Annotated in this window: 8 protein-coding genes and 1 pseudogene; 7 read left to right on the forward strand and 2 right to left on the reverse strand. The window is 58.4% G+C overall.

Annotated elements, in window-relative coordinates:
- Positions 1-118 (reverse strand): annotated as a pseudogene (locus AC1DWM_RS02220) (IS110 family transposase); the annotation flags it as partial.
- A gap of 187 nt (positions 119-305) precedes the next feature.
- On the opposite strand from AC1DWM_RS02220, the gene AC1DWM_RS02225 reads away from it, so the two are divergent.
- The 4 genes from AC1DWM_RS02225 to AC1DWM_RS02240 all read left to right on the forward strand — a co-directional run bounded on the left by AC1DWM_RS02225 (position 306) and on the right by AC1DWM_RS02240 (position 8,412).
- On the forward strand, positions 306-1,298 hold the full coding sequence (locus AC1DWM_RS02225; RefSeq protein WP_223521260.1) for an AraC family transcriptional regulator: 993 nt from the start codon (positions 306-308) through the stop codon (positions 1,296-1,298).
- 270 nt (positions 1,299-1,568) lie between these two features.
- Positions 1,569-2,600 carry a histone deacetylase family protein gene (locus AC1DWM_RS02230; RefSeq protein ID WP_223521262.1) on the forward strand — a complete coding sequence of 344 codons (1,032 nt, stop codon included), beginning with the start codon at positions 1,569-1,571 and terminating at the stop codon, positions 2,598-2,600.
- A 12-nt stretch (positions 2,601-2,612) separates the two neighbouring features.
- Positions 2,613-3,713, forward strand: coding sequence for a polyamine ABC transporter substrate-binding protein (locus AC1DWM_RS02235; RefSeq protein WP_223521264.1), 1,101 nt, complete (start codon positions 2,613-2,615; stop codon positions 3,711-3,713).
- Positions 3,714-3,864: 151 nt separating this feature from the next.
- Positions 3,865-8,412, forward strand: a complete 4,548-nt coding sequence (locus tag AC1DWM_RS02240) for a hypothetical protein (protein ID WP_477794539.1) — start codon at positions 3,865-3,867, stop codon at positions 8,410-8,412.
- A gap of 5 nt (positions 8,413-8,417) precedes the next feature.
- On the opposite strand, the gene pdxR is transcribed toward AC1DWM_RS02240, so the two are convergent.
- On the reverse strand, positions 8,418-9,965 hold the full coding sequence (gene pdxR / locus AC1DWM_RS02245; RefSeq protein ID WP_477794540.1) for a MocR-like pyridoxine biosynthesis transcription factor PdxR: 1,548 nt from the start codon (positions 9,963-9,965) through the stop codon (positions 8,418-8,420).
- Positions 9,966-10,055: 90 nt separating this feature from the next.
- On the opposite strand from pdxR, the gene AC1DWM_RS02250 reads away from it, so the two are divergent.
- Genes AC1DWM_RS02250 through AC1DWM_RS02260 form a run of 3 tightly spaced genes read left to right on the forward strand, consistent with a single transcriptional unit; the run spans position 10,056 to position 11,824 of the window.
- On the forward strand, positions 10,056-10,679 hold the full coding sequence (locus AC1DWM_RS02250; protein ID WP_477794541.1) for an FMN-binding negative transcriptional regulator: 624 nt from the start codon (positions 10,056-10,058) through the stop codon (positions 10,677-10,679).
- A gap of 9 nt (positions 10,680-10,688) precedes the next feature.
- On the forward strand, positions 10,689-11,135 hold the full coding sequence (locus AC1DWM_RS02255) for an N-acetyltransferase family protein (protein ID WP_477794542.1): 447 nt from the start codon (positions 10,689-10,691) through the stop codon (positions 11,133-11,135).
- Positions 11,136-11,152: 17 nt separating this feature from the next.
- A complete protein-coding gene (locus AC1DWM_RS02260; protein WP_477794543.1) occupies positions 11,153-11,824 on the forward strand; it encodes a GNAT family N-acetyltransferase in 672 nt (223 codons plus the stop codon).
- The last annotated feature ends 116 nt before the right edge of the window (positions 11,825-11,940 follow it).

The raw sequence follows: 11,940 nt of genomic DNA on the forward strand, positions 1-11,940 counted from the left end.
GGAAAGCTTCACGCGATTTGAGGCGTTCTTCATAAAGCACCTGGCCCAGAGCGTCTTCGCCTGCGACCTGAAAGACCTGCTTGGCAAGATCGACCGCCACTGTCGTACAGGCCGACACATCGGTTGAAGACAGGGACTGTTTAAGCGTCGTATTCTTTTTCATGGACTCGCCCTCGCTGCCGTTGGCTTCTTAGACTGCCACCGTGGCGCATTGACGCCTCGGCGTGGGCGAGTCCATCCAATTACAGGTTCTTCGCTCGGCATATAACTTGCTGCGTTCCAGCATCCCAAGGCTGGACGCCCCCATGCTCCACTCCCACCTCACCACCCTCAACGCTGTCTCTCTGGTGCTCAACACATTCAAGGCTGAAGGCCTGTCCAGTGAGGCATTACTGGCCGGCAGCGGTATCAGCGCGGCGGACCTGAGCCGGGCGGACACGCGTATCACGACCAACCAAGAGATGCTGGTTTGCGCCAATGCGGTCGCGTTACGCCATGACATTGGCCTGGAGTTGGGCCGGCAAATGCACGTTTCGTCCTACGGCATGCTCGGGTACGCCTTACTCACCAGCGCCACTTTAGGTGACGCCTTGCAGCTGGCGCTGCACTATCCGGCGCTATTGGGAACACTGTTCGAGCTGAGCCTGGAAGAAGATAACGAACGCATCTGGCTTACCGCTGGCGACTATCGGGAAAACCCGGCGCTGGCGCCGTTCAATGTCGAATTTTGCCTGGTCTCGATGAAGGTCACCTGCGAGGACTTGCTCGGCCAACCTTTGCCGCTACTGGGCGCACGCTTCGAACACTCGGCACCGGACTATCAGGCACGCTACACCGAACGTTTCGACTGCCCCTTGCAGTTCGACGCATCGTCCAACGCCTTTGCTTTCGACAAAAGCTGGCTGGATCGGCCCCTGCCACTGGCCGACGCCATTACCCACCAGGCCATGGCCGAACGCTGCCGCAAGCAAAACACCGAGTTCACCGGGCGTCAGGCCTGGCTGGGGCGGATTCGGCAGTTGCTCAGCGCGCAATTGAATGCCGCACCGGGACTTGAAGGGTTGGCCGAGCAGATGAATTGCTCGACGCGTACGTTGCGTCGGCACCTCAAGGATTTGGGTTGCAGCTATCAGGAATTGCTCGATGAGCTGCGCTTCGAGCGGGCCAAGCAAATGCTCTGTGAAGACCAACTGCCGATCTACCGGATCGCCGAGGCGCTGGGTTTCAGCGAGACCGCCAGTTTCCGTCATGCGTTTGTGCGCTGGAGCGGCGTAGCGCCGAGCCAGTTCCGGCCTTGAGTCATTCGTTGACTGGTCCACCGCTATCGCGAGCAGGCTCACTCCTACAGGGGTTATGTGTCGTTCACAAAAAACGTGAACACTGAAGATCCCTTGTAGGAGTGAGCCTGCTCGCGATTGCGGTTTCCAGGGCACCGCGCACATCAAGGGGCGAATTTCGGTCAAACCTTTTGGCCATATCAATCCCCTTTTGGCCTTTCCTGCCGTTCTCCCAAACCCCGCCTGCCGCAAGACTGTGTTCAACCGAATCAGCCTGCGGAGAACAAGAAAATGCTGACGATCTACTCGGACGATCACCACCTGCACCACGGCCGTTGCGAATTGATAGACGGGCAACTCAAGCCCTGCTTCGAAATGCCGTCGCGTGCCGACCATGTGTTGCAACGCGTGCAAAACCAGAATCTCGGCCCGGTCGAAGCGCCGCAGGATTTCGGCCTCGACCCGATCGCACGCATCCACAGCCGTGACTACCTCGATTTCTTCAAGGGGGCATGGGCACGCTGGACCGAATTCAACACCGACGGCGACTTGCTGCCCTACACCTGGCCGACCCGGACCTTGCGTTCCATTAAACCCACCAGCCTGCACGGCCAGCTTGGCTATTACAGCTTCGACGCTGGCGCACCGATCACCGCCGGTACGTGGCAAGCGGCATACAGTGCGGCACAAGTTGCTCTCACCGCACAGGCGCAAATCCAGCGCGGCGCGCGCAGTGCCTTCGCCTTGTGCCGTCCACCGGGACATCACGCTGCCAGCGATTTGATGGGTGGTTATTGCTACCTCAACAACGCGGCCATCGCTGCTCAAGCGTTCCTTGATCAGGGCCACAAAAAGGTCGCGATCCTAGACGTCGATTATCACCACGGCAATGGCACCCAATCGATTTTCTACGAACGCTGCGACGTGCTGTTCACCTCGATTCACGGCCACCCGGAAGCAGAGTTCCCGTTCTTCCTCGGCTATGAAGACGAGCTCGGTGAAGGCCCCGGCGAAGGGTTCAACTTCAACTACCCGTTGCCCGCAGGCAGTGGCTGGGACACGTGGAGTGCAGCCCTGGATCAGGCCTGCCAAGAGATCGAAAAATACGGCGCCGACATTATCGTCGTCTCCCTGGGTGTCGATACGTTCAAGGACGATCCCATCTCGCAATTCAAGCTCGACAGCCCGGATTACCTGGCCATGGGCGAGCGTATCGCCCGCCTCGGCAAGTCGACGCTGTTCGTGATGGAAGGCGGTTACGCGGTAGAAGAAATCGGCATCAATGCCGTCAACGTTCTCGAAGGTTTTGAAAGCGCCCAATGAGGAATTAGAACAATGAACAGACTCAAGCGTTTTATCATCCCCACCCTGTGCGCCACGGTGCTCAGTGGTGCGGTTCATGCTGAAGAACGAACGTTGCGCGTCTACAACTGGTTCGACTACATCACCCCCAAAGCGCTGGAAGACTTCAAGGCTCAGAACACCCAGACCAAACTGGTCTACGACATTTTCGACACTAACGAAGCACTGGAGGCCAAGCTCCTGACCGGTAACTCCGGTTATGACGTCGTGGTGCCGTCTAATGTGTTCCTTGCCAAACAGATCGAAGCCGGCGTATTCCAGCCGGTGGATCGCAGCAAGTTGCCAAACTGGAACCACCTCGATCCGAAGCTGATGAAGCTGATCGAAGCCAACGACCCGGGCAACAAGTTCGCCGTGCCGTACATGTACGGCACCATCCTGATCGGTTTCAACCCGGACAAGGTCAAAGCCGTGCTGGGCGACAATGCGCCGGTGGACAGCTGGGATTTGATCTTCAAGGAAGAAAACATCAGCAAGCTCAAGCAGTGCGGCGTCGCCCTGCTCGACTCGCCATCGGAGATCCTGCCGCTGGCCCTGCAACACCTCGGCCTGGACCCCAACAGCAAGAAGCCGGCGGACTACGACAAGGCTGAAGCCCTGTTGATGAAGATCCGCCCGTACATCACCTACTTCCATTCTTCGAAGTACATGGCCGACATTGCCAATGGTGACATCTGTGTCGCGGTCGGTTACTCCGGCAGTTTCTCCCAGGCCGCCAATCGCGCCAAGGAAGCCAAGAACGGCGTGATCGTCGACATGCGGCTGCCCAAAGAAGGCGCGCCGATCTGGTTCGACATGCTCGCCATTCCCAAAGGCGCAAAGAACCCGGAAGACGCCTACACCTTCATCAACTACTTGCTGCAACCCCAAGTGATCGCGCCGGTCAGCGACTTCGTCGGCTACCCGAACCCGAACAAGGACGCCACGGAACTGGTCGACCCGGCGATCCGCAACAACCCCAACCTGTACCCGACCGAAACGGCGATGAGCACGCTTTACACCCTGCAACCACTGCCGCGCGATGCCGAACGTGCGCGCACGCGAGCCTGGACCAAGATCAAGTCAGGCACCTGAAAACGTGAACTGGAAGACCCGCCAATGAGCGCGGGTCTTTTTTTGCCCGCGATAACTATCTACCACCTTTTGCCTTCGACAGCCCTCTACCTTGACCCGATACCGCGCGGCCCAGTGGCCAGCGTCCTCATTCGGCACAAAGGAAATGGCCATGCCCGATACCTCGTCCACCCGCTCCGAAGATGTATTGACCCAACTGGTCACTGGCCCCTCACTCAGGGAAGTGGCGACGAACGCACTGCGCACAGCCCTCGACGCCGCGTATCCAAGCCTTGATATCGATCCGGTCCAGGCCATGGTCGTGACGCCAACCTGGACCGTCAGCGGCAACCAGGTCACGCCCGGCCTGCGCCGATTCGAGTCGCTGACCGACGCATTGGTGCGGCTCACGCTGTCGGCGCAGACCGCGACCTACATTGACGGGGAACACTTCCTGACCCTGCAACCGGGGGTAGCTCCAGCGATCCAGTTGCCCGTCAAGATCGACGACATTGGCCGATTGATCAACCAACTGATCCCGCTGCTGTTCGTTTCTTACCAGGAGCAGCAACTTGATTACTGGAACCAGCAGACAGAAGACCAAACACCACGCTGGCATCAACTCTCGGGCTCACTGCACAACCTCTGGAACATCGAGCAGGTTTCAGGCTGGGATGAGGATCAAAAGGCCATGGCACTGGCCTTGTTCAACAACCCGGATAAAGCCACCCGACAGCGCAACGACCCCTACAAATCAAGGGCCTGCCTGATCGACATCGATGAACCGGACAAGCATCTGTGGCTGCTGGACGTGGCCGTGCTGGTGGGTACGCTGGGCAAGCGCACGCTGGTGATCAGCCACTCGATCACAGAGGGCTTCAAGCATTACGACTCGTTGGAATCATTCGGTGAAACGCTGCCTGCACGTGTTGCATCCACGTCGGCTCCACGCACTTTGCGATGGCGTTTGTCTGAACCCACCGGCGATTTTTTCGACCACCAGGCCAGTGCTCTGATCGCGCTTGAAATCGCTGCCATCGGCCAGCTTCAAGACACCATCCCGAACGGTGGTCTTGCGCATCGAGCCATTACGGCGGCCGGAAACCGCAAGGACATTGACGAAGGGCGTTTCAGCCGGATCGAGCACTTGCTGCCCGACTGGCTGCTAAACGCGCAACCGGCAGACCTGACCTGCTACAGCCGACACTTGATGGACCTGGCACAGCTTCGGGAGCAACACGCGGGTAAATCTTATCTGGATGATATTCCTCCGCTCCCGGTATTTACGCTGCAAGCACTAAAAAATCAGGTGCTGAAAGATCACCCCGAGGCGACGGACGCCAGGCTCGAAACGATTGAAATGAGTATCACCAGCCCAGTGATCCTGGGCGCCATCGCCGTACCGGGCAAAACCGAAACCGTCACGATGTCGCTGATCGATCTCGCCCTGCAGAATCTGATTGCCGTACCGCTGGGTAACAAGACCGTGCGCCGCACCGACGGCAGCGCCGTTGAGTCCTGGATGACACCGGCCTACCTGGAAAAACTGGTCACAGAGGTCAACATCGGTGAAATCTATCCCACGCTGATCAAGCAAAAGCTGCTCGGTGACCCGAAGGAAACACAACGTCGGCAAAACCTGTTCGCCAGCCACCTGCGCATCCAGCTGCCACTTCAGACGCTGCAGCACAAAATTCGTGGCGAGGCAGGTATCGATAATCAGGGATACCGATACGTGCTCGCAGCGATGCAAGAAAAACCCGCCGACCGTTTTGTGGACGGCCAGGAAATCATCATTCGTGCGCTGGCGTTCATTCCCGGGGGCCGCACGGACAACAAGGCCGACGAGGTTGCCAACATGTTCGTCATCGGCCCGCGTCTCGCTGACAAGGGGCCCTGCCTGCTCTTTCGCCCGCTGCTTGATCCTCCGCTTTTGCAATACCCCCGCGAAACCAACCTGCTGTATGCAATCAAACATAACCAGACGCTTCGCCAGTCGGTGCTGGCCTGGTTGCCGGATGATGTGCGCTTCAACTACTCACAGTACGTATTTCCCGGCCAACTGCCGTCGGTCTGGACACTGTCGCAATGGCTGGTCGATCCAACGTCGGTCCTCGGCATGATGGGGGCTGTCACGCTAGCGGCCACGCCACTTGCACAACCTGCACTGGCGACCCTGTTCACCGCCAATGCCAACGCGATGATCACCCTGGCAGACCGGCAATCGGTCTCCAATGCACAAAGTCGTTGGCAGACTCTCAAGCATGGGGCGTGGATGCTGTTCAACATTGCACTGCCATTCCTGGGCAGAACGGCTGCCAGCGCGGCCTGGGTCTGGCAAATCATGAGCGACCTGGATGAAGCGAATGAAGCCAGCGAGAAAGGTGACAGTGACGATGCATGGACGGCACTGACCGACCTGTTCCTGTCATTGGGCATGGTCCTGGCCCATTACGCAGCGACGCGCCACACAACAAGCCGCGCCGTTGAAAAGGAGGCTTTGACGCTAGGGCAAAAAACCACGCCGACGCCGACAATCACCATGACCCGGTTACCCGATATCACCGCTCAACGGCTGTCAGCGAATCACAAGAGCAACTTGTACACCCATGGTGCCCTCGCGCGCACGGGCTTGGGGGCGCTGCTGGACGGGCTGGCCATTGCAAAACCTGAAGGCCTGGCAAGCCCCTCGACTGAAGCCGGCCCCCACCGCTTTTTGAGCCCGCTCAACAAACAATGGTATGCCCAAGTTGGCCAACGCTGGTTCGAAGTCATGGTCAACGACAACGAGTTCGTGCAAATCATCGATAGCCGTCAGTCTCCACCAGGGACTGGCCCCCTGCTGACCCATTCCGCATCAGGACAATGGGTCGTCGACACACGTTTGAGGTTGCGCGGCGGCGGACGAAGCCGAAAAGAATTGGTGCGGGAAAATGCACGACGCAAAGAGGAACTGCGACAGCAACTGAAGTCCTTCGATACGAACAAAGTGGCGCTGAAGACCGCTCTCGAATCCGCAGAGAAAGCGGCCGCCCCTTCTGCGCCGGGCGTCGATGATCCCAACGTTCGCAGACTGATCGAAACGCTGGATAAACAGCGGGCCGTTTATGACGTCTACATTGAACAGCTCAAAGCATTCCACGTGCTTGAGCCCATCATCAACTACCGCGCTGTCCTGGTCAGTTGCCTGGATCAACAGCTATTGCTTACGGAGATGTGGTTCCATCGGCAAAACGCCGTGTTTGGCACCTGCATGCGTCGCTCATTGGCCCTGTTTGACGGAGAGCCGAACGAAACCACTCAAACACGACGCCAGATTCATCAACAGACCAGCGACCTGGCCCAGGGATTTATCGACAAAATCGAGTTTGCCCAGGCCCGGATCGACGAGTTGAAACGACTGGGCAGAGAAGGCGCCGAAACCGCCAGGCAATACACGCAAGGACTGCCGAGCTTTGACCTGCACGACCTGAAGCTGTTTCAGATCAGCCTCGCTCAAGAACTCTGCCTGAATGACACCGGTACGGTCGCCACCGAGGCTGCCCGTCAGGCGCTGGTGACGCTCGTCGAAGATGTGGGCCTCACTATCCAGTCGTCGCTGGACCTCGCCAAGGATAATCCCCTGTCGCTACCCGAGCGGATTGAAGGATTCAGCGATCTGGTGGAGCAGTTTGCAACCATCGACCAACGTATTCTCGACTTGCCCGACGAGTACCCCGGGCAGCTGCTGCAACCATCACTGGACCTGATGCGCCAGCGTATCGAAGCGTTCAACGAGCGCGCCGTGAATCACCTGTCGGGGTTGCTGCATGAGCGCAAGACCCTCGAACCGGCTCCGTGGCCATCGCGACCGGTAATGGCCCCTCATCGCCTGATCAAAACGCGTTTCAAAGGCGCCGTCGTCGGCAAGCCGCGAACGCGCGCGAACTCCACCGACACCGATCTGGTCGACGTGACCTCCCCACTCACCGGGAAGGTAATCGCTACGTTCCATGAGAAAACACCCGGCGTCTGGGTCGAACATGTACCCGTCAAAACGGCTGTACCCGCCTCCACTCCTCCAACGCTGACGGTCAGCCTGCAAAACGCTGAAGCCTTGCTTGCACAGCTGGAATCTTTCATCCGACGTACCGAGGCCCACTCAAAAGCCGATCGACGTATTCCACTGGAAATCGAAGAGATGTTTCATCAACAGGCCCACCGAATGGACGCGGCGGCGGACGCTATCGAGAAAGCCCTGACCGATAACAATTCCACCGAAGGCGGTCCGGGATCGGCGGTCACCGTCAGCAAAAAACTGATCGATGGAGCGGTCGCGCTTTACAAAAAAGGCACCGATGTTCGTATCAGCATGACCAAACGACAACTTCCTACCGCGAGTCGTGTTGAATGGCTGCACAGCAAGGGCCAGGTGACCATCCACAGGATAGGCAAACCACTACCGGAGCATCGGCGTTTGAAGGGACCGCGCAAAGACTTTCTGGATGAGTATGAGATTCGCGATCACGAAACCCGCAATGTACTTTGGTATGCGCACTTTCATTACCCGGCATCCGACACACCCAGACCGGCCTTCACTGCCGCGCACTTGAAGACCGTCGAACAACGCGGCTCCGGGGGAGCCTACGAAAGGCACGCCAGCGTGAACGCACTTCAGTCCATTGCCATTTATCGTGCTGAAATCAACCATCGACTGGCCGGTGCGTTGTTCTTCCTATAGGTATATCAGCGCCAGACTTTTTCCAGACGCCCGAGTGCGGCACTGATCGCCACCTCGGGTACCGCCGCAAAACCAAGGACCAGCCCGGCACGCTCGTCCACCGGTGTCTGCGAGTCCGGCAACCAATAGCCGCTAAGCGCGTTGATTTCGACATCAACGCTGGCGGCTTTTTCCACCAGTTCGCGCTCGCGGGCTTGGGAGTCGACGGATACCGTCAGATGTAACCCTGCCGCGACACTCGGCAGACTGCCAATGCCGGGAATGTCTTTGGGCCATCCTGCCAGCAATGTGTTACGCCGACTCAGTGCCGCGCGCCGCATGCGACGGATATGCCGCTGAAAATGCCCGGCCGCCATGAACTCGGCCATCACCGCTTGGGTGCTCACTTCGGAATGCCGGACGTCTACTGCTCGGCGTTGAGAAAATGCCTGAACCAATGCCGGCGGTAATACCAGATAACCCAGGCGCAGGGCCGGGAAGGCGACTTTGCCAAAAGTCCCGACGTACAAAACCCGCCCCTGCCGGTCGAGTGCCGCCAACGGGGCCAATGGCGCGCCGCTGTAGCGGTATTCGCCATCGTAGTCGTCCTCGACGATCCAGCCTTGGGTGCGTTCGGCCCAGGCCAGCAATTCCAGACGCCGCGCCAGGCTCATCACCACCCCGGTCGGGTATTGATGCGAGGGTGTGACATACGCCAGCCGGCAATCACTCAACCCGGCCAATTCGCTGCAATCAATGCCTTCACTGTCCACCGCCACGCCGTGCAATCGCGCACCGGCCACAGCAAACGCATGACCCGCCGCCCGATACCCCGGATTTTCAATTGCCACCCCGTCACCCGGCTCCACCAGCAGCTGTGCACAAAGGCTAATTCCCTGCTGCGCGCCACTGGTGATCACTATTTGTTCAGCCGTGCATTGCATGCCGCGAGAACTGCGCAAATAAGCGGCAATGAGTCCGCGCAAACGCTCATCACCCGCCGGATCGCCATAACACAACTGCTGCAAATCCGGTTTACGCCAGAAAGCCGCATTCAGCTTGGCCCAAATCTCGAAAGGAAACAGATCAAACGCCGGAACCCCGACCCGAAACGCACGTGGAGGGCCACTCGGCGGCAGGGCCAAATGGTTCTTTTCAACGCGCCCCAAGGCACCACTGTGGATAACTTTACTGGATGAAACCACAGGCAAATCCAGCCAATTTGTGGATAAGGCTGTGGGTAACCCTGTTGACAACCCTGTGGATACTTTTGTGGATAATTTTTTTGCCGGTAACGCGGATTGAGGCAATTGCGCGACGTAAGTCCCGTCTCCGACTCGACCTTCGATAAACCCCTCGGCATAGAGCTGATCGTAGGCTCGCACCACGCTGTTACGAGAAATAGCCAGTACTGCCGCCAGATCGCGGCTGGCCGGCAATCGCGTGCCGCTGACCAACCGCCCGTCCAGCACTCGCAGGCGCAATGCCTGATAAAGCTGACGACTCAGGCCCTGACGGCGATCAAGTTCGATACCGGCAGGGTTGAACGACAGAGAAAGTGGCGCGTCGGTCATAGCAATGGACCTATGAAATTGATCATTAATGGCTCTTACAACAGACCAATAGCCTGCCTAGGATGGAGACATTCGCCAAGGAATTTTTCCATGTACAACCCCAGCAGCTTTGCCATTAAAGAATTGGATGAACTGCGCCAGCAGATCCTCGGCACCCGCCTCGCCATGGTGGTTACCCACGGCGAACAAGGTCTACAAGCCAGTCATTTGCCGTTGCTGTTCAAACCTGACGAAGGTCCGAATGGCACCCTTTACGGCCACTTCGCCCGGGCCAATCCTCAGTGGAAGGAACTGCTGAACGGCGCTGAAGCGCTGGTGATTTTTGCCGGTGCCGATGCTTACATCAGCCCGGGGTTTTACCCGAGCAAAGCCGAACACGGCAAAGTCGTGCCGACCTGGAACTACGTCGCGGTACACGCTTACGGTACAGCCGACGTGTTCACCGATGCCGAGCGCTTGCTCAACCTGGTCAGCGCGTTGACTGATCGTCACGAAGCCGGCCGTGCCCAGCCGTGGAAGGTCGCCGACGCTCCCGCCGACTACATCGACGGTATGCTCAAGGCAATTGTCGGGTTTGCCCTGCCGATCCAGCGCCTGGAAGGCAAACGCAAGCTCAGCCAGAACCGCAGCGCCGCAGACATCGCCGGTGTGCGCGAAGGGCTCGCCGCCAGCCCCGATGTGCACGATCAGGCCCTCGCCCACTTGATGCGTTAAGGAATAAACATGAGTCAGATTGAAATTCGCCAGGTCAGCGCCGACGATCACGCTGCCTGGTTGCCGTTGTGGCAAGCCTACCTGCGCTTCTACAACACCGAGTTGCCTGACGCGGTCACCGACAGCACCTGGCAGCGCATGCTCAACTCGACTGAACCGACGCATTCGGCGTTGGCGTGGATCAATGGCAAAGCGGTCGGCATGGTGAACTTCATCTACCATCGCTCGAACTGGAGCATCGAAAACTCCTGCTATCTTCAAGACCTGCTGGTAACGCCAGAAACCCGCGGTACCGGCGTCGGCCGCAAGCTCATCGAATTCGTCTACGCCACCGCCAAAGCAGACGGTTGCGGCAAAGTCCACTGGCTGACCCACGAAACCAACACCACCGCGATTCAGCTCTACGAGCGCATCGCCGAACGCCCCGGTTTCATCCAGTTTCGCAAAGCCCTTTAAGGTTCAAGGAGAACACCATGTCGAATTCACTCGTGGACTGGAAAGGTGCCCCGGCACCCACCGTTCAAACAATCGAAGGGCGTTTCATTCGCCTGGAAAAACTCGACCCGGTGCGTCATGGCGAGGGCTTGTTCAAGGCCTTGGAAGGCCCGGGGGCCGATCCGAAGCTCTGGGATTATTTACCTTATGGGCCTTTCCCGGAACGCAGTGCATTCAACGACTGGCTGAAAAACCATGCGGCCAATAGCGACCCGTATTTTTTCAGCGTGATCGATCGTGTCAGCGGTGAGGTGCAAGGCATTCTCAGCCTGATGTCGATCGTACCGGCGCAAGGTCGCATCGAAATCGGCCATGTCACTTTCGGCGCACCGATGCAGCGTTCACCGAAAAGTACCGAGGCGATTTACCTGCTGGCCAAGGAGTCGTTTGCTCTGGGTTATCGCCGCCTGGAGTGGAAGTGCAACAACGGCAACGCCCGCTCCAAATACGCGGCCGAGCGATTGGGCTTCAGTTTTGAAGGGGTTTTCCGCCAGCACATGGTGGTCAAGGGGCAGAACCGGGATACCGCGTGGTACTCGATTCTGGATTCGGAATGGCCAGCGATTGGCGCAGGGTTTGAGCGGTGGTTGAGCGATGAGAACCAGACGGGGTCGGGGCAGATGAAAACGCTGGTGGAGTGTCGCGGGTAAATTTCGGGGCTGAGCGTTCACCTACGCGGGCAATGGCTACCCCCCCTCTGCTCCTACGATTTGTCGTCGCTCATACATTCGCGCATCGACAAAAATCCGTAGGAGCACGGCTTACC

This window comes from Pseudomonas sp. P4_C8 (assembly GCF_056401975.1).

Coding starts and splice junctions, on each gene's coding strand:
- pdxR (WP_477794540.1), bottom strand. CDS start 9,965: ATGACCGACGCGCCACTTTCTCTGTCGTTCAACCCTGCCGGTATCGAA.
- AC1DWM_RS02225 (WP_223521260.1), top strand. CDS start 306: ATGCTCCACTCCCACCTCACCACCCTCAACGCTGTCTCTCTGGTGCTC.
- AC1DWM_RS02230 (WP_223521262.1), top strand. CDS start 1,569: ATGCTGACGATCTACTCGGACGATCACCACCTGCACCACGGCCGTTGC.
- AC1DWM_RS02260 (WP_477794543.1), top strand. CDS start 11,153: ATGTCGAATTCACTCGTGGACTGGAAAGGTGCCCCGGCACCCACCGTT.
- AC1DWM_RS02250 (WP_477794541.1), top strand. CDS start 10,056: ATGTACAACCCCAGCAGCTTTGCCATTAAAGAATTGGATGAACTGCGC.
- AC1DWM_RS02255 (WP_477794542.1), top strand. CDS start 10,689: ATGAGTCAGATTGAAATTCGCCAGGTCAGCGCCGACGATCACGCTGCC.
- AC1DWM_RS02240 (WP_477794539.1), top strand. CDS start 3,865: ATGCCCGATACCTCGTCCACCCGCTCCGAAGATGTATTGACCCAACTG.
- AC1DWM_RS02235 (WP_223521264.1), top strand. CDS start 2,613: ATGAACAGACTCAAGCGTTTTATCATCCCCACCCTGTGCGCCACGGTG.